The 22,626-nt window shown below is 46.0% G+C and carries 24 protein-coding genes, 1 tRNA gene and 1 other RNA gene; 11 read left to right on the top strand and 15 right to left on the bottom strand.

The genetic code is table 11. The annotated features are described in order from the left end of the window. Positions 1–85: 85 nt before the first annotated feature. Genes rdgB through AC9UGD_RS03480 form a run of 7 tightly spaced genes read right to left on the bottom strand, consistent with a single transcriptional unit; the run spans position 86 to position 5,262 of the window. Entirely contained in the window at positions 86–703 is a 618-nt protein-coding gene (gene rdgB, locus AC9UGD_RS03510; protein ID WP_509569619.1) for an RdgB/HAM1 family non-canonical purine NTP pyrophosphatase, read from the bottom strand. Then, positions 703–1,428: a ribonuclease PH gene (gene rph / locus AC9UGD_RS03505; protein WP_509569616.1), complete on the bottom strand. Its 726-nt coding sequence runs from the start codon at positions 1,426–1,428 to the stop codon at positions 703–705. The genes rdgB and rph overlap by 1 nt, the downstream gene beginning before the upstream one ends. A 9-nt stretch (positions 1,429–1,437) precedes the next feature. Further along, positions 1,438–2,244: a glutamate racemase gene (gene murI / locus AC9UGD_RS03500; RefSeq protein WP_509569613.1), complete on the bottom strand. Its 807-nt coding sequence runs from the start codon at positions 2,242–2,244 to the stop codon at positions 1,438–1,440. Positions 2,245–2,271: 27 nt separating this feature from the next. Continuing rightward, a complete protein-coding gene (locus tag AC9UGD_RS03495; protein ID WP_509569610.1) occupies positions 2,272–2,835 on the bottom strand; it encodes a DUF2017 domain-containing protein in 564 nt (187 codons plus the stop codon). Continuing rightward, on the bottom strand, positions 2,832–3,128 hold the full coding sequence (clpS, locus tag AC9UGD_RS03490) for an ATP-dependent Clp protease adapter ClpS (protein WP_509569608.1): 297 nt from the start codon (positions 3,126–3,128) through the stop codon (positions 2,832–2,834). Before clpS ends, AC9UGD_RS03495 begins: the two co-directional genes overlap by 4 nt. Positions 3,129–3,130: 2 nt before the next feature. Further along, entirely contained in the window at positions 3,131–4,972 is a 1,842-nt protein-coding gene (locus tag AC9UGD_RS03485; protein WP_509569605.1) for a glycosyl hydrolase family 18 protein, read from the bottom strand. Between the two features lie 2 nt (positions 4,973–4,974). Further along, a complete protein-coding gene (locus AC9UGD_RS03480) occupies positions 4,975–5,262 on the bottom strand; it encodes a DUF3039 domain-containing protein (RefSeq protein ID WP_509569622.1) in 288 nt (95 codons plus the stop codon). Positions 5,263–5,315: 53 nt separating this feature from the next. On the opposite strand from AC9UGD_RS03480, the gene argF reads away from it, so the two are divergent. The 7 genes from argF (at position 5,316) to AC9UGD_RS03445 (ending at position 11,315) form a co-directional block, all read left to right on the top strand. Continuing rightward, a complete protein-coding gene (gene argF, locus AC9UGD_RS03475) occupies positions 5,316–6,260 on the top strand; it encodes an ornithine carbamoyltransferase (protein WP_509569602.1) in 945 nt (314 codons plus the stop codon). Between the two features lie 10 nt (positions 6,261–6,270). Next, positions 6,271–7,392, top strand: a complete 1,122-nt coding sequence (locus tag AC9UGD_RS03470; RefSeq protein WP_509569599.1) for a Re/Si-specific NAD(P)(+) transhydrogenase subunit alpha — start codon at positions 6,271–6,273, stop codon at positions 7,390–7,392. After that, a complete protein-coding gene (locus AC9UGD_RS03465; protein ID WP_509569596.1) occupies positions 7,392–7,673 on the top strand; it encodes an NAD(P) transhydrogenase subunit alpha part 2 in 282 nt (93 codons plus the stop codon). Before AC9UGD_RS03470 ends, AC9UGD_RS03465 begins: the two co-directional genes overlap by 1 nt. After that, positions 7,670–9,061: an NAD(P)(+) transhydrogenase (Re/Si-specific) subunit beta gene (locus tag AC9UGD_RS03460; protein ID WP_509569593.1), complete on the top strand. Its 1,392-nt coding sequence runs from the start codon at positions 7,670–7,672 to the stop codon at positions 9,059–9,061. Before AC9UGD_RS03465 ends, AC9UGD_RS03460 begins: the two co-directional genes overlap by 4 nt. 185 nt (positions 9,062–9,246) lie before the next feature. Further along, entirely contained in the window at positions 9,247–10,305 is a 1,059-nt protein-coding gene (locus tag AC9UGD_RS03455) for a pirin family protein (RefSeq protein WP_509569590.1), read from the top strand. A gap of 21 nt (positions 10,306–10,326) precedes the next feature. Continuing rightward, positions 10,327–10,884 carry a GNAT family N-acetyltransferase gene (locus AC9UGD_RS03450; RefSeq protein WP_509569588.1) on the top strand — a complete coding sequence of 186 codons (558 nt, stop codon included), beginning with the start codon at positions 10,327–10,329 and terminating at the stop codon, positions 10,882–10,884. Positions 10,885–10,886: 2 nt separating this feature from the next. After that, entirely contained in the window at positions 10,887–11,315 is a 429-nt protein-coding gene (locus AC9UGD_RS03445) for a hypothetical protein (protein ID WP_509569586.1), read from the top strand. A 134-nt stretch (positions 11,316–11,449) separates the two neighbouring features. Here the strand turns inward: AC9UGD_RS03445 and ssrA are convergent. The 8 genes from ssrA to AC9UGD_RS03405 form a co-directional block, all read right to left on the bottom strand. Next, positions 11,450–11,821, bottom strand: a transfer-messenger RNA (tmRNA) gene (ssrA, locus tag AC9UGD_RS03440). A gap of 193 nt (positions 11,822–12,014) precedes the next feature. Beyond that, complete coding sequence (gene smpB, locus AC9UGD_RS03435) at positions 12,015–12,518, bottom strand: SsrA-binding protein SmpB (protein ID WP_509569584.1); 504 nt, start codon at positions 12,516–12,518, stop codon at positions 12,015–12,017. Positions 12,519–12,724: 206 nt separating this feature from the next. Next, positions 12,725–13,627: a permease-like cell division protein FtsX gene (ftsX, locus tag AC9UGD_RS03430; RefSeq protein WP_509569581.1), complete on the bottom strand. Its 903-nt coding sequence runs from the start codon at positions 13,625–13,627 to the stop codon at positions 12,725–12,727. 15 nt (positions 13,628–13,642) lie between these two features. Further along, entirely contained in the window at positions 13,643–14,332 is a 690-nt protein-coding gene (gene ftsE, locus AC9UGD_RS03425; RefSeq protein WP_509569579.1) for a cell division ATP-binding protein FtsE, read from the bottom strand. A 153-nt stretch (positions 14,333–14,485) separates the two neighbouring features. Continuing rightward, the gene (gene prfB, locus AC9UGD_RS03420; RefSeq protein WP_509569576.1) at positions 14,486–15,580 is read right to left on the bottom strand and encodes a peptide chain release factor 2; all 1,095 of its coding nucleotides are present in this window, start codon (positions 15,578–15,580) and stop codon (positions 14,486–14,488) included. A 114-nt stretch (positions 15,581–15,694) separates the two neighbouring features. Beyond that, complete coding sequence (locus tag AC9UGD_RS03415) at positions 15,695–15,859, bottom strand: DUF5679 domain-containing protein (RefSeq protein WP_509569573.1); 165 nt, start codon at positions 15,857–15,859, stop codon at positions 15,695–15,697. A gap of 103 nt (positions 15,860–15,962) precedes the next feature. Next, positions 15,963–16,589 (bottom strand): M48 metallopeptidase family protein, encoded by a 627-nt coding sequence (locus AC9UGD_RS03410; protein ID WP_509569571.1) that lies wholly within the window; start codon positions 16,587–16,589, stop codon positions 15,963–15,965. Between the two features lie 280 nt (positions 16,590–16,869). Then, on the bottom strand, positions 16,870–18,177 hold the full coding sequence (locus tag AC9UGD_RS03405) for a zinc-dependent metalloprotease (RefSeq protein WP_509569569.1): 1,308 nt from the start codon (positions 18,175–18,177) through the stop codon (positions 16,870–16,872). 129 nt (positions 18,178–18,306) lie between these two features. Here AC9UGD_RS03405 and AC9UGD_RS03400 point away from each other — a divergent pair, with 129 nt between their 5' ends. The 4 genes from AC9UGD_RS03400 to AC9UGD_RS03385 all read left to right on the top strand — a co-directional run bounded on the left by AC9UGD_RS03400 (position 18,307) and on the right by AC9UGD_RS03385 (position 22,619). Beyond that, positions 18,307–18,612: a hypothetical protein gene (locus AC9UGD_RS03400; RefSeq protein ID WP_509569566.1), complete on the top strand. Its 306-nt coding sequence runs from the start codon at positions 18,307–18,309 to the stop codon at positions 18,610–18,612. Positions 18,613–18,625: 13 nt separating this feature from the next. Beyond that, positions 18,626–19,435: a S16 family serine protease gene (locus tag AC9UGD_RS03395; RefSeq protein ID WP_509569563.1), complete on the top strand. Its 810-nt coding sequence runs from the start codon at positions 18,626–18,628 to the stop codon at positions 19,433–19,435. A 206-nt stretch (positions 19,436–19,641) separates the two neighbouring features. Continuing rightward, positions 19,642–22,494 (top strand): UPF0182 family membrane protein, encoded by a 2,853-nt coding sequence (locus tag AC9UGD_RS03390; protein ID WP_509569561.1) that lies wholly within the window; start codon positions 19,642–19,644, stop codon positions 22,492–22,494. 51 nt (positions 22,495–22,545) lie between these two features. Continuing rightward, a tRNA-Met gene (locus AC9UGD_RS03385) sits at positions 22,546–22,619 on the top strand. The last annotated feature ends 7 nt before the right edge of the window (positions 22,620–22,626 follow it).

Here is a 22,626-nt window from a genome sequence, read left to right as displayed (position 1 = left end):
GCCTTCTTTGCGGTCTTCTTAACGGCCACTTCGAACTCCTTGGATTGCTATAAGCACGTAATTAACGCGCTGTGATAGGTAAAGGTTACCTCAGGCTTGCAAGCAAATGGATGACATGAGGTGCTATAGAACGTAGTGATTTTCCACGGTGACTGACTACATCCTTTTCCTCCGCGCTCATTTGCGCAGAAGAAATGGTTAGGCCTACTGGCTGGAAAATTGGGTCATAGCCAAATCCATTCTCACCAACCGGGGCGCGCAGAATATGGCCATCGAAACGACCTTCGGCAACCTGTTGGCGACCATCCGGAAGAACAAGTGAAGCCACGCACATGAAGTGTGCGGTGCGCTTGTCATCTGGAACATCTTTGAGCTGGTCCAAAACTTTCTCCAGATTTGCACGGTCATTGCCATGCTCACCCGCCCACCTGGCAGAAAATATTCCTGGATCACCCTGCAAGGCATCTACACACAATCCTGAATCATCAGCGATTGCTGGCAACCCTGTTACCTGGCTTGTATAAAGTGCCTTGAGCAAAGAGTTTTCTTCAAATGTAGATCCTGTTTCTTCAACATCAACTAAATCTGGAAATTGATCCACACCGATAAGTTCGATAGCACCTGGTGCTAGCGCATCCAAAATACGCCGAAACTCAGTTATCTTTCCTTGATTACGTGTTGCTAAAACAAGTTTATGAGACATTACTTAGCAAGGACATCTTTCTGCAACTGGTTAAGTGTTGAACATCCTGCAACAGCTAAATCAAGAAGTTGATTCAACAAGGCACGGTCAAATGGTTCACCTTCGGCAGTTCCCTGAACTTCAATGAAGCGACCGTCACCAGCTACGACAACATTCATATCTGTACCTGCTCGAACATCTTCTTCATAACAAAGATCAAGCATTGGAACACCATCAATAATTCCAACGCTTACCGCTGCAACCGAATCATTAAGTGGTTTTGCATCAGCTTTGATGTGCCCTTGGGCCTTTGCCCATGAAATTGCATCAGCAAGTGCCACATATGCGCCTGTGATAGCCGCTGTGCGAGTTCCACCATCTGCTTGTAAAACATCGCAGTCAATAACAATTGTATTTTCGCCAAGCTCTTTCATATTTACTACTGCGCGCAAAGAACGGCCAACTAAACGTGAAATTTCTTGTGTGCGACCACCAAGTTTTCCTTTTACGCTTTCACGATCTGAACGCGTATGTGTTGCACGTGGCAACATTGAATACTCGGATGTAACCCATCCATTACCGGTGTCCTTTAACCAACGTGGAACACCAGGAGTAAATGATGCAACACACAAAACACGGGTCTTACCGAATTCGACTAATACTGAACCTTCGGCATGATCTAACCAACCGCGAGTAAATTTTATTTCGCGCAGGTCATTTACTGTGCGTCCATCATTGCGTGCCATGTATAGCTCCTAGTTTTTTGTTAGCGCTTGGTGTTCGACTTGCGTGACTTCGGGACCTAGAAAACGTCGAGCCAAGGTCTCAAATGCCTTTGCATCACCGGTTGCTAAGAATCTATGTGTTGCTGGAGTTGAGGAATTAGCGCGTAGCGAGCCATTTTCAACCAATGTGCGGTACAAATCTTTTGCTGTCTCCTCTGCACTCGATACTAAGGTGACGCCTTCACCCATTACGTAGGAAATTACTCCCGTCAACAATGGATAGTGCGTGCAACCCAATACCAAAGTATCAACATGTGCAGCCATAACCGGTGCTAAATATTCACGCGCAACCTTGGTGATTTCAGGACCCGATGTTTCGCCCCGTTCTACAAATTCAACAAATAGTGGACAAGCAATCGATGTGATGTTTAATTGTGGGGCAGCAGCAAATGCATCTACGTATGCTTTCGAATCAATTGTTGCGCGAGTTCCAATGACTCCAATGTTTCCGGTGCGCGTTGCCGCAACTGCGCGACGTACAGCCGGTTGAATAACTTCTATTACTGGGACTGAGTACCGTTCACGCGCATCACGTAACATCGCTGCCGATGCTGTATTGCACGCGATGACAATTGCTTTAACACCTTGTTCAACTAAAAAGTCCATTGTTTCTAGAGCGAACTCGCGAACTTCGGCTAACGGGCGTGGACCATAAGGACCACGAGCTGTGTCTCCAATATAAAGTGTGGATTCATTTGGAAGTTGATCCAAGATTGCACGTGCAACGGTGAGACCACCTACGCCTGAATCAAATATTCCTATTGGGGCATCACTCACAGGGCTAGCCTACCTCGAGTCAATGCTCTATTCAGATTCATCCATAAGCGCAGAAATTAAACTTTCTTGTAGCCAGCCAAGCCAGCTATACACCGCATAAACGCCACGCATCGGGTCGTCAGGGGCCAATAATTCCAAATCTTCGTGAGTATTTTCTTGAACCTTTAATCGAACGCCAAGTGCAAGGCGCACATCATTCATTGCACCGAGCCAAGCATTTGCACCATCATGATCAACTTCAACAATGCCGTCCACGGCGCTCTTTAAATGCATTCGCATAGCCATTGCATGTGCTTGCTTCTTTTGGCGCAAGGTTGATTCGGTATATCTGCGAAATTCAGATGCATCAACTTGATCTGCATATGCATTGGGCAACAAACGCAGTAGTACTTCATCATCAGGTGGTGTGTCGTGCATAGTTATTCCGACCATCGCAGCCAAGGGATCATCACTGTCATGGTCGACTCGTTCAGCTAGTAATTCAATGATTTGTTCTACCAAATTAGTCAGAACTTCCCGTTCTGCTTCAGAAAAATTAGCTAGGTAGGCGTTATCTCCGTGACGGAAAAATCCATGTTCGTTTTCGCTCATATTGCTTGATCACCGCGCTGCAATGTTGCCCACAAACCATATTCATGTAGTCGTGCAACATCGTGTTCCATTTCTTCGCGACTTCCACTTGAAACAACTGCTTTACCTTCGTTGTGGACCTTCATCATTAGCTCGTGTGCTTTTTCTTTGTTGTAGCCAAAAAGTTCCATTAATACATAGGTCACGTAGGTCATTAAATTGACTGGGTCATCCCACACAATAGTTATCCATGGAACATCACCACTAAAGATTGCTTGTATCTCTTCTTCTATCTTGTCTTTAATTTTGACCATAACTATCGAATCACAATCGCAAATGGAGCTGAGGCGATATCGCCTGTAACTTGAACTCGCAATGTCACAACTCCCCGCTTAGTTTCTGACGAAGTAAATGTAAACGAGCCATTGGTATCTGACACAGCTGCTACACCAACATTTTGCCATTTCCCGCTAATGTTTTTCTGTAAATTCGCGGTCTTACCTACTAATTTAGGTAAGAGCTGCGCCTTAATTGTAAATACAGAACCCTTTGCAGCTGATACGGGCCGATCTATCTGAAGCAGGTTTTTAACCGAAATCTTCTCTTCAGCGCTCACCGATGCTGCCCGCTCCCAGGTTCCATCTGTTGTTAGTCGAATCGATGCGTCCCCACCTAATGTCATTGCTGTCGTGACTGTTCCATCGGCTGCTGCTACTAGATCTGCAATCTTTGTCCACTCAGATTCATTAGGGCGCTTGATTTCAAATGCAACATTTAGTCCAGCAATAGGTGTCTTATCTTTAAGTGTGATTAAGCCCTTCACGGTAAACGTGCCTCCATAATTTATCGAGCCATCAGTAACGTTTTCTAAGGAGATTGTGTTAACTACGGGATCTGGTGCAATAGCAAGGGCTGCAGTGCGAATCTCATTTGTAGCTGCCATTTCTTCCATACCTAATGTCCACATCGCAGCACCGCCAAGACGATACTTTGCAACTAGCGCCATTCGATCAGCGAAGCTGCGAGCATTTTGAAACCAAACAGTTCGATTTACGGTACAGGCGGTTGCGGCACCGGTAGAAGACAAACCGTTATAACTTTGGGTATAGCTGTATGTGGCCTCGCTGTATTGCTCATTAAATGTTGGTATTGCACCATCTATTGCAGCTTTAGCTGCTGCATAATTCATTTTAAATGTTGCCGCTTTTGCTCCAGCAATTAAGCCCGGTGGCGCTGATGTCGGACATTTTCCTTTTACCGAAGTAATCCAGTCACGGCCATACCCAGGTAAACCCACATATACCTTCGATGGCGACATCACACTTATTGCATATTGAATGGTTTTTTCAGTCCATGCCAATGGACCCATTGGTCCTGGTTTCGCAACAGAATAGTCATATGTCATGATTCTTAAGCGATCGATACTGCTGGCAATATCTGCCCATGCATACACAAAATAGCCTTTTTGCTTATCTTGTGGGTCATACAAATATGGAGTTGAGACAGACAACAGTTTATTTCTTGCGTGTAATGCCACGCTTAATTCTTTTACTAAAGCAACCCAACGAGGAGCAGTTTTGGTCCAGGTGTTGTTTCCATCGACAAAAGCAAAACCTTCGTAATCGAGATCAATGCCATCAAAGTTATTCTTCATCACTAGATCAACAATTGTGTTCACGATTGTCGTACGAGTTGTTGGATTAGAAAGATAGCCAGACAGAACTAGTTTGTCGGTGCCATCTGTCATCGTTGGAATAACTTGTAAGCCAGCACGACGCATCAAGCAAACAGTGTCGGCAATTGGCCACGAAGGATTCCCGCTTACATAATCATCTCGAATCACAGTTGGACTTTTCAGACTGTACCAAAATGGCATGACCTCTTTCATCAAATCTTTATTGGTAAAAAGGTATGAACTTTCGATTGCTTGATTTTCTGCTGGTCCATATTGAGATGCATCGCAGATTGATGGCTGGCCTGCAACATTTGGGATAGCTGAAGGAAGTTTTCGCACTAATGGCAATACTGTTTTGACTGAATAATATGGAATCCAGCCTGACAAAATCTTTCGTGGTTCTTTATCGGCCGCTTGCAATGGTTGTGAAACTAATGTGACGAGTAAAAGTAAAGAAAGTGTGAAGCCAATCCTGCACTTCATTCTCATTTATCTTCGGATGTAGCTTTATCTTCGGGTGCTGATTTCAATCCTGCATATATTTCCTTGCAGGTTGGACAAATTGGGTACTTTTCAGGATCACGAGATGGGATCCATTTCTTCCCACACAGCGCTTTTACTGATTTGCCTGTGACCGCAGATTCGGTGATCTTTTCTTTCTTAACATAATGAGCGAAGCGATCATGCCCACCATCATCTTCGAGCAGCTCTTCGGATGGTCGGGTCAGCAGATCGGTGTCACCGTCTGTTCCGATTTTCTTAAAGAGGCCCATGAGGTGCATAAGAATACCTTCGAGCGCCTGAAAAATACGGGTAGAATTCACAAATGAAGGACTTACTACGAACCGAGCACTTGAGTCGCGCAGATGTTGAACTCTTGCTATCGACCGCCGCTGAATTTGCTGAGAATCCACTGCGCTCTAGTACCGCGTTGGCACATAAGTCCGTTGCTATTTATATGACAAAGCCTTCGACTCGTACCCGGCTGTCATCTGAGACAGCTGTAGCCCACCTTGGCGGAACTCCAATCTTTATCCGTGGCGATGAGTTGCAATTGGGTCGTGGTGAAACAATTTCAGACACTGCAAAAATTATCAGTGGATATTGCAGTGCATTGATCATTCGTACATTTGCACAAGCAGATGTTGACGAACTTGGTGCTAATGCATCAATTCCAGTTATCAATGCATTAACAGATGATGATCATCCAACTCAGTTGCTTGCAGACTGGTTAACAATTCGTGAAAAATTCGGAGCAGATATTTCGGGTCGTAAATTTGTCTACCTTGGTGATGGAAACAATATGTCTCATGCCTGGTTGCTTATGGGTGCAATCATGGGTGCGCACGTTGTTGCAGCTACACCTAGTGGTAAATGGGCGCCAGATCCTGTTGTTGTAGCTGTTGCAAAAAACATTGCTTCGCACAATGGTGGAAAAGTTGAAGTCACTCATGATCCAGAAGCTGCCGCAAAAGATGCATCTGTTTTGTATACAGATGTCTGGATGTCCATGGGTGATTCAGAAGCAGACCGCGCCGAAAAGGTGCCAGCACTCTCGCCATTTGCTGTTACTGAAAATCTCATGAAACTGACGAGCAAGGACTCAGTGTTCATGCATTGTTTACCTGCTCACCGCGGTGAAGAAGTGGAAGCATCTGTCATTGATGGTCCGCGTTCTGTCGTATGGAGAGAGGCGTGTCACCGCCGTACAACTATTCAATCGATTCTTTATCACCTAATTCGGGGTGACTTGAAGGGCTCCACCCAGTAATCTTTGGGCTATGCGCGTAGCCGTTCCGAAGGAAATCAAAGCTGGAGAGAAGCGTGTAGCGCTTGTTCCAGACATCATCAATAAGTTAACTCGACTAGGACTCGATGTTGTAATCGAAGCTGGTGCGGGTGCACATTCGCAAACAACTGATGCTGACTTCACAACAGCTGGTGCCACTGTCAAACAAGGTGATGTCCTAGCAGATGCAGATGTAGTTCTTTCTGTTCAGCCATTAACCGCCCAGCAAATGGCAACCCTGAAAAAAGGTGCAATCACAATTTCATTTTTATCCCCAGTTACTGCAATTGATTCAATTGAAGCGGCGGTAACAGCTGGTGTTACGGCGTTTTCACTTGAATTAGTTCCACGTATTTCACGTGCGCAGTCAATGGATGCCTTAACTTCACAAGCATTGTGCGCCGGATATCGCGCCGCCGTTGTTGGTGCAGAACTTTCACCACGATTCTTTCCAATGTTGATGACAGCGGCTGGAACAGTTACGCCAGCACAAGTCTTAGTTCTGGGTGCAGGTGTTGCAGGGTTGCAAGCAATTGCAACTTCGCGTCGTTTAGGTGCAGTTGTTTCGGCATACGATGTTCGTCCAGCATCTGCTGATGAAGTTCGTTCAATGGGTGCAACGTTTATTCAATTAGAACTTGAAGCGCTAGAAGGTGCTGGCGGATATGCGCGCGAAATGACAGAGGATCGTGCCGCAAAGCAACGTGAACTTTTGACTCCATACATCGCGAAATCTCATGTTGTTATTACAACCGCTGCTGTCCCTGGTCGCCAAGCACCTCGATTGATGACACAAGCAATGGTGGATGCAATGGCTCCAGGCACAATCATCGTTGACTTAGCTGCCGAAACTGGTGGAAATGTTGAAGGATCAAAACCTGGTGAAATTGTTGAAACAGCCGGTGGAGTTCGTATCTGGGGCGGAAAAGATGTACCTAGCCAACTTCCATTCCACGCATCTTTCTTGTACTCAAGAAACGTTGTAAACCTGTTGTCTCTGTTTACTATTGCCGCAAAGGATGATCAGAAGGTTGCATTTAATCTAGATTTCGATGATGAAATCATCAATGGTGCCGCGGTAACACATGGTGGATCACGAAGAGGAGCTCAGTAATGGAACCGATGGCAATCCTGTCTATTTTCGTGCTTTCTGTCTTTGTTGGCTTTGAGGTTGTTTCGAAAGTGTCCTCAACATTGCACACACCATTAATGTCTGGTGCCAATGCAATTCACGGAGTTATTTTGGTTGGCGCAATCATCGTTGCCGATCACAGCAAAACTAACTTAGAGCTCGGTCTATCAGTTGCTGCAATTATTTTGGCAACTATCAACATGGTCGGCGGGTTTGTCGTTACCGACCGAATGCTTGAAATGTTCAAAGGAAATAAGAAATGAGCCGCGTCGTATATGACCTCATTGGCCTGGCTGCAGGTATTGCTTTCATCCTTGCGCTTAAAGGTTTATCTCACCCAAAGACTGCTCGACGCGGTAACTTGATTGGTGCATTTGGTGCTGGATTGGCGACTTTGGTTGTCTTCTTCTATTCCAATGAAAATTCATCACTTCCGCTTAATAATCTTGGGTGGATCCTTGGGGCAATTGCGATTGGGCTAGTCGTCGGTGTTCCTGCTGCCCGTAAAGTCCAAATGACTCAGATGCCACAACTTGTTGCACTTTTTAATGGTGTGGGTGGTGGCGCAGCTGCATTGGTAGCAATCGTTGAATACTTAAATCTTGGCGATCAAGCAACAACAGCCGAGGTTGTATTCACAGTCTTTACGGTAATCGTTGGTTGCGTTTCATTTAGTGGATCGATCATCACCTTTATGAAGTTGCAAGAGTTGATGACCACTCGCCCAGTGATTTTTCCAGCGGGCCGCTTCATTATCGCCGCGACTTTGGTTTCGGTTCTTGGCGTTGGTGGCTGGGTTGTTTCCGCACTTGGCACAACACCGCTACTGATTTTGGCTGGCCTGTCACTGCTATTTGGAATCTTGTTCGTGCTTCCAGTCGGTGGCGCGGATGTTCCAATTGTTATCTCACTACTTAATGCATTTACTGGCTTGACCGTAGCTGCAAGTGGTTATGTACTGGATTCAACTCTGTTGATTATCGCTGGAACACTTGTTGGTGCATCAGGAACTATTCTGACTCGTTTGATGGCAGAGGCCATGGGACGTTCACTATTTGGAACATTGTTTGGCGCTTTCACCGCAAAGCCACAAGATGTTGCAGCAGCCGGTGAAGAACGCCCAGTTCGTTCAGGTTCACCTGATGATGTTGCAATCTTGCTTAACTATGCTCGTCGCGTTGTAATTGTTCCGGGCTTTGGACTTGCTGTTGCACAAGCTCAACACACAGTTCGCGAATTAGCAGACTTAATGATTTCGAAGGGCATTGATGTTGCATACGGTATTCATCCAGTTGCAGGTCGTATGCCAGGGCACATGAACGTTTTGCTTGCAGAAGCAAATGTTCCTTATGATCAATTGCAAGAAATGGATGAAGTTAATCCAACATTTGGTCAAACAGATGTCGCAATAGTTATTGGCGCAAACGATGTTGTTAACCCTGCTGCACAAACCACGCCAGGGTGCCCAATCTATGGAATGCCAATCTTGGAAGTTAATCACGCTGCCAACATCATCTTCTTGAAGCGTTCCATGCGCCCAGGATTTGCTGGCATCGAAAACGAACTTCTATACGATCCAAAGACAATGCTTTTGTTCGGCGATGCCAAGGCTTCGCTAACCAAGGTTGTTTCAGCACTTAAAGCTCTATAAGAACAGTTTTCTAGTTAAGCAGTTCTATGAAATCCAGGGCCTTTTTGTAATCAGTTCACGCTCGCGCATTGGGTCAATTGAGACAAAGATACGATTTCAACGAACTCTTAACTTCGAAAACTTTCCATCAGTTGCAGGTAGTTGAATGTTCAACTAACCTTGGAGCCTGAACTAAGGAGAGTCCAATGCCTGCAGTAACCGTCAGCGACATCACCGTTTTGCCTCGTGTTAACGAGGTTACTGGTGCACGTGCGCGCAAGGTGAAGAGCATTACTACTGCGCCGCAGGGTTTTGAAGGTGAAGGCTTTCCGGTTCGTCGCGCATTTGCCGGTGTTGATATGGCCGAGCTTGACCCGTTTATTCACTTGGATCAAATGGGCGAAGTTGAATATGCACCAGGTGAACCAAAGGGAACTCCTTGGCACCCACATCGCGGATTTGAAACTGTTACTTACATTATTGATGGAATCTTTGATCACCAAGATAACAATGGTGGTGGTGGCACGATTTCAAATGGCGATACGCAATGGATGACGGCAGGTGCTGGCATTTTGCACATTGAAACTCCCCCAGAAAGTTTGGTTATGTCTGGTGGTTTGTTTCACGGATTCCAGTTGTGGGTTAATTTGCCGGCGGCAAAGAAGTGGTCACCTCCTGCCTATCAAGATGTTCGTGCAAAAGATGTTGCATTGTTGTCATCGGCAGATGGCGGTTCATTGTTGCGAGTAATTGCCGGTGAAGTTGATGGACACTTTGGACCGGGTTCAACACAGACGCCAATTACTTTGTTACATGCAACTATTGCAGCTGGGGCAGAATTACGTTTGCCATGGCGCAAGGATTACAACGCACTTGTGTACACAATGGCAGGTCATGGTTTTGTTGGTGATGAAGCACGCCCCGTACAGATGGGTCAGCTAACTGTTTTTGGCGAGGGAGACACAATTGTTGTTCGCGCTGCTAATCAGCAAGAAGCGCGTTCTCCAGAACTGGAACTATTCATTCTGGGTGGTGCGCCAATTAAGGAACCTGTTGCATGGATGGGCCCCTTTGTTATGAATACAAAGCGCGAAGTGCTGCAGGCCTTTGAAGATTTCCAAAAGGGATTACTCGGTTCAATTCCTGCTATTTACAAGGATGATGCCAAGCCCAAGACGCCACTTAATCGCAGCGGTGAAGGGTCGAAGTTGGGCGCAGATGTGCTTGATGTGCATGGTGCGCCTACTGATTTACAAGAGGGTTAATTAACCTGCGATACTAGCTAAATGATCTGGTGGCCAACAGAAGTTCCAACCTTGCAGTATGGGTTGATCACTCTTCGTAAGCCCGAAGAACGGGACATAGTTCCTTTATTTGAGGGTGTGCAAGATCCGCTGATTCCGAAGTTCACCCGCATACCTGCTAATTATCAGATGGCTAATGCAGAACATTATGTGCACGAGCGTTCTCCGAATGGCTTCGCTATGCGCACAGAACTTCAGCTTGTCCTTGAATACGATGGACAATTTGCTGGTGCTCTCTCTTTTCACACCCTTGTACTTGAAGAGGGAAAGGCTGAAATTGGTTACTGGTTAACCGCAGATATTCGTGGCAAAGGAATTGCAACACAAGCAACGAAGCTATTAACTGAGTATGGCTTTGAAAGCATTGGATTTCACCGTATAGAGGCGCTAGTCGTTGAATCGAATAAACCTTCATTGAAGGTTCTAGCAAATGCTGGGTATGTGCAAGAGGGTGTGTTGCGAGACAAATCCTGTTGTGGAGATGGAACTCGTGAGAACATGGTCATGTTCGCAGCTATCAGAAGTGATTGGAGTGCTTAGATATGGAATCACTTGCTGTGCTTGTATTAATTCTTTTCCTGATTGATATCTTGGCAGGACCAATAGCGATTACTCTCACATTGCCTAAGTTGGTCAACGCTATTTCTTCTCAATCAAGAAGCGTGTCCATGGTGCTTACCGTTTTCAGACGGTTACTACATGGATTCTTAATAACAATGGGGGTTTTCCTCGGTTCTTGGTTTGTAAATATCGCCGAACTGCCAGCAAAACTGCTTGGAGTCTTTTCAATTGTGACTTCATATATTGCTCTGCGACGTGAGTACTTCCCCGAATTTTACTTGCTCGCAAATATTTCAAGTAAATTAGGAATAAGAAAAGCTGCACCAGGTGATCACGGGCCAACTCTTAAGTGGAAAAAGAATGGCCGTTCATCCGGAAAAGATGGACATGGGCCTGGCGGGCAACACTAAAACACATTAAGAAACTCTATTTAATCTTTTTTATCTCTTTTGCTGGAGCCATCTTTAGCGAAAAAGAAAATGGCCAAAATTGCCAGTGCAACGAGAATGCCTTCCATAGGAAAAGCATACAGAAGCTCAAATATTGGTGGAGGTGCCGGGAATCGAACCCGGGTCCTTCGGTATTCAAACAGGGCTTCTACGGGCGTAGTGTGATTAACGCTTTCTCAGTCCCGAAGTTTTTACACACATATCTTCGACGAACTCAGTTGCAAAAATGTTCTCCTTCATCGTCTGCAACACCAATGAAGTGAAAAGCCCCCTAGTCGACGCTAGATTCCAGGTCGAGAGCGGCACCTGGGCTAACGGAATCACAGTAGCTTATGCAGCTAGTGAGAATTCAGACTTTTTAAGGTCTGCAGTTATTTTTTGCACGGATTATTGGTTTACGAGATCATTCCGGCTTCCTCGGCCCGCTTCCCCTGCCTCAACATCCAAAGTCGAGACCGTTCACCCCCAAGATTTAAAGTGCTTTCACACTTACAACTTGGAGAAAAAGAAACGTATTTCTTATCCCCTATTTAATTGTCAATTACTTCCAGAAAGTAAGAACTACTAATTCCTACTTTCTGCGCCGTCGCTGCGTTGCCTCAAAAATTGAGGTATCGAAGCGGCGGTGTTCTAAGTGTAAATCAGGAAAGCGAGAAGGTGTTAATCCTCGTATTTTGAAGCGGCGCGACTAGCTTTTCCACTCAAAGTACGCGAGACAACGCGTGAGACTTCACGATCGGCCTCACGTTCCTTAATCGCCTCGCGCTTGTCATGGGCCTTCTTGCCCTTAGCCACTGCGATCTCGACCTTGGCTTTACCATCCTTGAAGTACAACTGCAGGGGAATAAGAGTCGTGCTTGAATCCTTTAACTTCGCAATAAGTTTGTTGAGTTCATTTTTGTGAACTAAAAGTTTGCGATCACGACGCGGAGTGTGATTAGTCCAGGTGCCTTCTGTGTATTCCGGAATGTGAACACCCATCAGCCACAATTCACCGTTATTGACCATGGCAAAGCCATCAATTAACGATGCGCGGCCAGCACGAAGTGATTTAACTTCTGTGCCAGTAAGCACCAAACCGCATTCAAGTACATCAGCGATTGAATAATCGTGACGTGCCTTCTTGTTTTGGGCAATGACCTTGCGGCCTACCTCTTTAACCATGCCGCATCACCACCCTCAAGTTCTGATATTTATTACCGTGCATCCAACGATTGGAGTGCAGGTTCCAATTCTCTCACTTAGCGAGTATTTATGAGACCAAGAAGGCGGTAGTTACAGAGGCGAGTAAGAAGTAAGCGGTGCGTAAGAAGTCAGTGCAGCCTATGAACCAAATGCCGCTTACGAACCAAATGCCGCTTACGAAGAAGTTAGACCTTCAGATAACGGCGAAGGGTGATCACAGAAGCCAGAATCGAAACAACCAAGCCTGTTGCTAGTAGATAGGCCGAAGCTACCCAGACCTCTCCCCAACCAAAGAACTTGGTAAAGGTAAGAAGTGGAGCAACATTGGTATCAATGACCGTCTTTAAACCAGCAAGCAATCCTGTCGCCAGCCCCCAACCAATAATCGCTGAGATGACACCTTCCAATAAGAATGGAAGCTGAATGGACCACGACGATGCACCTACTAGCTTCATGACGCCGGTTTCACGGCGACGATTAAATGCTGCAATGCGTAAAGTATTTGAAATCAACAACGCCGCAGTTAACACCGATGCAAGACCAACTACTAGTGCACCATTTCGAAGGACACCCAATAGTTTGAAGAACTTCTCAAGAATTGTTCGTTGATCTTGAACAACATCAACTCCTGGTCGGCCGCTAAAAGCGCTGACAATTACTGAAAACTGTGTTGGATCCTTTAACTTAACGCGGAATGATTCCGGCAGCTGATCTGCAGTCACATTTTGTGCAATCGCTGAATCCTTAAAGCGCTCTTGAAAACGAGAGTAAGCCTGTGATTGTGATTCGTAGAACACGCTTTCAACAACGCTCATCTCTTGAAGATCTTGCTGGATAGTTAAACGTTGAGGCGGGGTAATGATTCCATTTGCGCAAGATGGTGAATCCGAAAGATTTCCGCACAGGAAAACTGAGACTTCGATTTTGTCATACCAATAATCCTTCATAGCACCTACTTGGGCGTTTGAAAGAAGACCTATACCGAGTAACGACAAGGAGATAGCAGTTGTGACAACAACTGCAAAGGTCATGGTTAAGTTACGACGAAGTCCAATTCGAACTTCACTAAGAAGAAACCGTGCGCGCATTTGTTTATCCCGTCCTTAGCCCGTGTACCCATAAACGCCACGAACTTGGTCGCGGATTACATGTCCTGCATCTAACTCAATAACGCGCTTACGCATTTGATCCACAATGCCAGCATCATGTGTTGCCATCAAAACAGTTGTGCCCTCGCGGTTAATGCGATCAAGCAACTTCATAATGCCGACAGAAGTTGCTGGATCTAGGTTTCCAGTTGGCTCATCAGCAATCAAGATTGGCGGGCGGCTAACGTATGCACGAGCAATCGCTACGCGCTGTTGTTCGCCACCGGAAATCTCTGACGGCAAACGGTCGCCCTTATCTTCTAAACCAACTAGCTCTAGTACCTCTGGAACCTCGCGGTTGATTTCCTTTTGTGAATATCCGAGGACATGCAATGTGAAGGCAACGTTTTCTGTAATTGTCTTGTTTGGAAGTAAGCGAAAATCTTGAAAAACAGTTCCAACAGAACGGCGAAGCTCTGGAACTTTGTGATTTGCCAACTTACCTAAATCTTTACCGGCTACATGGATTGATCCTGATGTTGGGCGTTCTTCACGAAGTACTAAACGTAGGAATGTAGATTTACCAGAGCCTGAAAGACCAACCAGGAATACGAACTCGCCTTTTACAATCTCAAGATTTACAGAATCAAGGGCTGGGCGCTCTTGACCCGAGTAAATCTTGGTGACATTTTCAAAGCGAATCATTAAATCTCCCATTGCATCTGCGGGGTGGAATTTCGGGGAACCACCTTCGACCTGCGCTTAGTTTAAGGAAGGCAGGCGGAAATCCTCGGTTCTAACGCGAGTTTGAGCCTAAAGATTGTGTGAGATTGTGCGGAATCCACGCATTCTCAGGAATTAAGAACTGCGGCGCCAGCGAATTCCGGCTTCGATGAACTCATCGATTTCGCCATTTAATACAGCTGAAGTATTTCCAGTTTCATAATCTGTGCGCAGATCTTTAACCATTTGATATGGCGCTAAAACATATGAGCGCATCTGATTGCCCCATGACCCTGAATTGTCGCCCTTGAGAGCATTGATCTTTGCCTGCTCTTCTTGGCGGCGGCGCTCTAACAACTTGGATTGCAACACAGCCATTGCTGTTGCTTTGTTTTGAATCTGGGAACGCTCGTTCTGACATGAGACAACAATTCCGGTTGCGATGTGCGTTAAACGAACAGCAGAGTCTGTGGTGTTAACACCTTGCCCGCCAGGACCTGATGAGCGATACACATCAACGCGAATGTCTTTTTCATCAATTTCAATGTGATCACTTTGTTCTACAACAGGCACAACTTCAACTCCTGCAAATGATGTGTGACGGCGGCTTTGGCTATCAAAAGGTGAAATGCGCACTAAGCGGTGAGTGCCTTGTTCCACAGATAAAGTTCCGTAGGCATAAGGGGCCGAAACCTTAAAGGTTGTTGACTTGATTCCCGCTTCTTCTGCATATGATGTTTCAAGGACATTAACTGTGAAGTTGTGACGCTCGCAGTAACGCAGGTACATGCGCATAATCATCTCTGCCCAGTCGGCAGCCTCTACGCCACCTGCTTCTGAGCGAATAGTGATCAAAGCATCGCGATCGTCGTACTCTCCATTTAATAGAGTCTGAACTTCTAACTCGCTGACCGATTTCTTAACGGCATCGAGTTCATTTTCGGCATCCTGCATTCCACCTGGTTCTCCGGCAGCTAATTCAAAGAGGATAGATAGATCTTCAACACGTTGACGCAACCCCGACAACTTGGCAATTACAGATTGAACGCGCGATAAACGGCTTGTGATCTTTTGCGCTGCCTCAGGGTCGTCCCACAGATTAGGAACCCCTGCTTCTACTTCTAGTTCATCTGCTTGCTTGCGAAGTTTTGGCAGATCCAAGACCTTTTCAATAGAAACCAGGGTCGCATCAACCGCATCAATCTCTAAGTGATATTCGCGCGCGGCCATGTTGGAAGGATACTTGGCAAACAAAAGACCCCCACACCGTTAAGTGCGAGGGTCTTTCATAACGCTAGTCGTTCGCAGGTGAACCAGATCTCACCAACGCAAAACGAAATTTAATTACTGGGCTTTGCCAAGAATACGATTGACCTTGGTGCCACACACTGGGCAGATGCCTTGTGCCATGCGACGACCAGAGTCAGAAACCTTTACAGTTCCTTCGAAATCACGCTTCTCTTTGCACTTAACGCAGTAAGCGTCACCTTTGTATGTCTCTGCAGTCATTCTTTTCCTCCTATCGACGCTTGCGATCCCTTCGGGATTGCTCCCCGTGTGGGGCAGGCGTTCGTGTATGAGGCTACCCCTGAACACGCTTAAACAAGCGTATCTAGGCACCTTTATTTAGGAGTTTTTTTAGCGCTTCTGGGGCGGTGAGCGCGTTTTCAGCAGCCTCATACCCGCTCAAATACGCCTCAGCCGCCTCTTCACGCGGGAAACGGGCGAGAAGCTCCTTGAATTCAGGCCCATGGTCGAAGAACTGCAGGTGGATCGCCTCATGGAACAGGACGTAATCAAGCACGTGCTCGGGGGCACCCTTCAAGCGGTCAGAAATCCGTATCGAGCGATCTGCGCCCGTGCATGAACCCCAGCGCTCGCGCATAGCCCGCCAATTCACGGCCGACGGGCGGATCGTGATTTCTGGGGCGAGCTCGCTCAATAGTTCGCCCACGCGATTGGAAAGGCTCGCCTCGCTCATCGTCGCCGCTGCCTCTTGAGCACGGATTTTGGCAACCATTTCAGGCACCATCGCACGCTCATCAGCCTTGCTCATTCTGGCTGGAATCGAGACAACTATTCGACCGCCCTGACGATATGCGGAAATGTTTTTCTTTCGGCGCGTAGATCTGATGACAATAATTTCGCCCTCCGAGATTCCAGGAAGGGTGTGCTCCTCAAGGGTTGACTCAACTAAGGATGGCTCTAGGAATCCGTTGGTCTGTTCAGACTGGCTCATTCTGAAATGTTATGTCATCTCTCAACTAAACCTTGAGAGATTCACCATATGCGGGTGCGAGTCTTGTCGATTTCAATGAAAAGGGCCAGCACATGAAGATGCACTACCTCAAGAAATTATCCTTTGTCAACGCGGTGCCGAGTTGATAAACCCATGTCAAAGACTTACTTTACGACTACGAACTCCTCGGATAACAGTTCTACATCAGCAAGGGGAAGGCTGATTTAGAGCAAGTGACCGGGGAGTTCGCTTTTCTATTTCCAAGTTAAAGTTGGATGAATTAGATCAATCCCGACAAGTCATCAGGAATCTCTAAGCTCTTCACAAAACTCTCAGGTGTCAACAAATCTTCGGCGGTGGGAAGAATTCCACTCCAGATTCGATCGCGTGATTCAACATCTTTAAGTTCACAAACTTTTCTCCAAAACACAGTTGCTTCCCGGGCAAGTCGCGGAGAAACTTGTAATCCAAGCATTGAAGAAAATAACTGTTGTGCTGGTGCAGAAGTTGCACGACGTCGGCGCAGAGTTTCTTGAAGTGCAGCGATGTTTGGCAATCGATCCCCTGCAGCCATTGCAACGACCTCTTCACTCCAACCGTCAATTAGTGCCAACACCGTTTCCAATTTAGTTAAGGCAGCGCGCTGTGCCGGTGATTCTTGAGGAGTAAAGATTCCTTCATTGAGAGCGATACTGAAGCTTTCTGGGTTTGAAGGATCAAATCCGTTGCCAGATTCAAATGCTCGTTGCGCTTGATCTTGAATAGCATCCAAATCAATATTGATTCCCTTACCGTATTCAGTAATTGCGGTTCGGATATATGACACGAGCCACGGATTGTGTGCAAATAAACGTGCAACTGCAGCTTCTCGTAATGCATGGAAGATTCGAACCTCATCCATTGGAATATCTAAATCTATAGCCCATTCCCTAATGTTTTGTGGAACCAGTGTTGGATATGCAGAATCAACAAGCGGAAGGCCCACATCATGAGCACCAGTGACCTTTCCTGATAGCAAGCCAATCGCTTGTCCCAACTGAGTTGCAACAAGAGAACCTATAAATGAGTTTAGAAGCGCTGAAATCATCCCCACCGGAATCTGCATCTCAGATTGTTCATCTGCAGGAGTTTCAGAGCCTTCGCCTTCGCCAATTGAAGCTTGGTTTAATAATTCACCAATCGCTGACGACAAACCCAGCGCCAATGGTTCAACCGATGTTTGCCATCCCGGCAAAGTCGTATCAACCCAGTCGGTGCGTGCTAGGGCAACATTTCCGGTGTTTGGAGACTTCGGGAAAAAAGTTGCTTCATCAAGCCAGAGCTCTGCAATCGACAATGCTTGTTCAATCTCTGAAACATCATTGGCGCTAACTGGAGAAGAGCCTTGCGCAGTTGTGAATTTCTTTGCGGTGTCCCTAACAATGTTTTTAGGTAGTGGCTCAGATGATCCAGTAAACCCAGGACCATTTATTCCAAGCTTTGAAAATTGTTCTTGAATCTGTCGTTGCATCTGTTCCATCATGGCAGCAAAATCAACTGGCTCGTTAGAGTCCTCTGAATCTCCTGGATTGAAACCAAATGGCGTCATAGTTGAATCCTCCCAGCATTGGAACAATTTCGCAGGTCGTTTAATTCCACTTTAATCAGAGTTTTTTGCACATGGTGAGTAGGCCATGCTCACTGTGCCGCGACCTTCGCAAACTAGTACAGTAGGGACATGTCCAACGCATTCTCAGCTCTCATCTGGTGGGTTGTGCCCGCTATGGGATTAATTGGTGCACTTGGCTATGTCACGTGGGTCTCGAAGTTTCAAGGAAAGTTTCAGCAAGAGACTCAACGCTCTGTTGGGCAGTTTCAGCGTTTTCAGGATTCTCTTCGTGATTCACAAGCCCGCGATGTAGCTGGAGATTTAGTTGTTGGGGATGAAGAGATGCTAAATGATGCAGCAGAAAATACTGACAACCCAGCGCCCTCTTCACAAAAGCCTTCACGTATTTCAGTGATCCGTCCGGACGCAAACTAGTTTCAGAGTTGCTGTGCGATTTTCACCCCTTCCTAAAGTCGTTACTGCGACTCTAGGTTTATTTTTTGTACTAGCAACTATTGCTCCTTTGCCTTTTGCAATTGTGTTGCCCGGGCAAGCACAAAATATATTTAAGGGTGTAATCACAATCAAAGGTCTGGAAAATTACCCAGCGACTGGGCGAATAGATTTGATGTCTATCCGCGTTACAAATCCAGATACGTGGATATTTGGGCCTGAACTCATTTACTCATGGATCAGTTCAGAACGAGCTGTTTATCCAAAGTCTGCAATCTATCCCCCAGGCACAAGTACACAAGAGGAAAATAAGCAAGCAAAGGCCGACATGGTTGGCTCTCAAGATAAGGCGATATCAGCAGCGATTAATTACTTGCAATCGCATCCCGAAGTCATGGCTCCTGTAAATACCGAGACAAAAACTTTGGTTGCTCCTGCTTCAGTCATTGCACAACGCCGAGCAGATGCACTCGATGGAAAGAAAATTACATTTAAAGTGTCTCAAACAGGTGGACCTAGCGGTGGCCTTGTGTTTTCTATTGGTCTTGTTGAATTATTGACCGAGAAAGATTTGATGCAGGGACGCCATATTGCAGGAACTGGAACTATCGATAGTCGCGGTGTCGTTGGACCGATTGGTGGTATCAACGAGAAGATTCTTTCGGCTAAAAAGGTTGGAGCATCTATCTTCTTTGCTCCAGTTGGAAACGCTGAGGAGATTGCCAATACTCCCAAAGGGATTAGGGTCATAACTGTTGCAACCTTGGCCCAGGCAATTTCTTACCTCGAACGCACACGCAAATAATTCGCAAGTATCAAGGCGCTGCAACAAACCTTCACGATTTCTGAGAATCAATCAGCCCTGTCTAGAGGTATTCAACAGCTCTGGCAGGCGCAATTGGCTATCCAGGCAAGCGATAACAGGCAAGAGATAACTAGTCAGACAGCGCCTAGATTCAAATCGTGACAATTGAATTGGTAGCCCTATTCCCCTTGCGATAGTTTTGCCCCATGACCAATAACCCCCAGTTCCAACGCCCAGCTTTTAAAATCCGTGGACGAAAGAGCCCATTGGCTCTGACTATCGGAATTCTTGTAATCATCGGAGCGCTCTTTACTGCACTCAGTGGTTTCTATGCAGACTGGTTGTGGTTTAAGTCCGTAGATTTCACAAGCACATGGTCAACCATTCTTGGTACAAAGATCTTGCTATTTTTTGTGACAGGTTTATTGACCTCATCAATTGTTGTAGCAAATGTGTGGATCGCATACAAGCGCCGCCCGCTTTATGTACCAATGACAGTCGAAGCAGATAATCTTGAACGTTATCGCTCACAAGTTGAGCCAATTCGTCGTAGTTTGTTTATTGGTGGATTTGTAGCGCTATTTTATTTTGCAGGAACATCGGGATCAACATTATGGAGCTCATGGTTGCTCTTTAAGAACTCAACAGATTTTGGCGTGAAAGATCCACAGTTCAATATGGATATTTCCTTTTTTGCCTTCCGTCTTCCATTCTGGCAAACCCTCATTGGTTGGGGAATTTCAACTTTGGTCTTGGCAACAATTGCCTCGGTCGCAGTCCACTATTTATATGGCGGAATTCGCCTGCAGGTTCAAGAAGATCGAACAACAGTTGCTGCACGTCTGCAGCTTTCGATTTTATTGGGTGCCGTAGTTCTACTCAAGGCGGTTGCCTACTGGTTTGATCGTTACGCTTTAGCGCTGAAGGAAAGCAAGATCATTACAGGTCTGACATACACAGATGTCAATGCAGTGCTGCCAGCCAAAGCAATCCTGGCTGGAATCGCAATTGTCTGTGCGCTCTTGTTCTTTGCAAATATTTTTCGCCGTTCGTGGGTTCTGCCTGCTGCCGGAACCGCGCTGCTTGTTATCTCATCTGTACTAATTGCAGGTCTGTACCCAGCAGCAATTCAGAACTTTCAAGTTAAGCCAAGCGAATCCTCAAAAGAAGCACCATTTATTCAACGCAATATCGAATCTACTCGTGCTGCATACGGCCTAGAAGATGTGACCGTAACTGATTATCAGGCCACTCTTTCAACTTCTAGTGGCCAGCTTGCAAATGATGCAGCAACAATTGCAAATATTCGTTTGATGGATCCAAATGTGCTCTCCCCAACCTTTAGACAGCTCCAGCAAATTCGCCCGTACTACAGCTTCCCTGAATCACTAGATGTGGATCGTTACACCGTCAATGGTGTTAAGCGCGATGTGGTTGTTGCAGTTCGCGAATTAAATATCCAAGGAAATCCATCTCGAAACTGGATCAACGACCACCTTGTCTACACGCATGGTTTTGGCTTTGTTGCAGCATATGGAAATGAGCGAGATGCTGATGGAAAGCCATCATTTACTGTCGGAAATCTTCCACCAACAGGAACACTTGGAAAATTTGAACCACGTGTTTACTTTGGTGAAAATGTTCCTGATTACTCAATTATTGGTGGAGTAAAGACAGATGATCCAGTTGAGTTTGATTATCCAGATGATGCTTCAGCAAATGGCCAAAAGAACTACACATACTCTGGATCGGGTGGAGTTCCAGTGGGTTCATTGCTCAACAAGCTTGTCTTTGCTCTGAAGTACCAAGAGCAGCGCATTCTTCTGTCTTCATTGATCAACAAGGATTCCAAGATTCTCTTTGAACGAAATCCTCGTGCTCGCGTTGCAAAGGTTGCTCCATGGCTCACCCTGGATGGAGATCCATATCCTGCTCTCGTAGATGGCAAGATATTGTGGATCGTCGATGGCTACACGACAAGTGCTGGCTATCCATATTCACGTCAAACAACACTTTCAAATGCAACTGCCGATGCACTTACAACTAATTCTGCATCTATTGCTGCACAGAGCAATAGAACTGTTAATTACATTCGTAACTCTGTAAAAGCGACAGTTGATGCATACAACGGAACAGTGACCTTGTACCAGTGGGATGAAAAGGACCCAGTCCTAAAGACTTGGTCTAAGGCATTTCCTGGCGCAATTACTCCAAAGAGTGAAATCTCAAAGGATTTACTTGACCACATCCGTTATCCCGAAGATATGTTTAGAGTCCAGCGCGATATTTTAAGTTCTTATCACGTCAAGACTGCAGCGGCCTTCTATGGTGGACAAGATTTCTGGCGTGTGCCACGTGATCCATCAACCTTTGGTGGCGGAGCATCTGCTCAGCCTCCTTACTATTTAACATTACAAATGCCAGGAGCAAAAACTCCTTCCTTCTCACTTACAACTCCGTTCGTGCCTCGTGGAGGACGTGAAAACCTTTCAGCCTTTGCAGTAGTCAATTCAGATCCAGGTCCGGATTATGGAAAGATCACTGTGCTGCAACTTCCACGTAATACAAACATCGCAGGACCTTCACAAGTTGCATCTAACTTTGAAGCAAAGCCTGATGTCGCTAACTCGTTATCACTTCTGCGTCGTGGTGGATCTGATGTTGTGCTTGGTAATTTGTTGACACTGCCTGTTGGCGGAGGATTGCTCTATGTACAACCTGTGTATGTAAAGGCAACTTCAAATACATCTGCATACCCGTTGCTTCAAAAGGTGCTTGTTTCCTTCGGAGATCAAATTGGATATGACGACACTCTAAAGGGTGCTTTGGATCAAGTATTTGGTGGTAACTCTGGAACTAATGCCGGCAATACAACAAGTAACGGCACAACTGGAACAACCACAAATTCTTCTCTTGCTAACTCACTTGCAAGTGCAAAGAAGGCATACGCCGATGGATTAGCCGCACTAGCAAAGGGAGACTTTGCTGAATATGACAAGGCTCAAAAGCGATTGAAGTCAGCACTTGATGCTGCAATCAATGCACAAAGCAAAAAGTAGATACGGGGATTTGGTCTTTATCTATTAGTACGCCTAAGATTGCTTCACCGACGCGGGGTGGAGCAGCTCGGTAGCTCGCTGGGCTCATAACCCAGAGGTCGTAGGTTCAAATCCTGCCCCCGCTACTAGATA

The sequence above is a fragment of the Candidatus Planktophila sp. genome, from assembly GCF_044232745.1.
GTDB lineage: Bacteria > Actinomycetota > Actinomycetes > Nanopelagicales > Nanopelagicaceae > Planktophila.
Note: the sequence above shows the minus strand (reverse complement) of the source record. Positions and strands in the feature narration are given on the sequence as shown.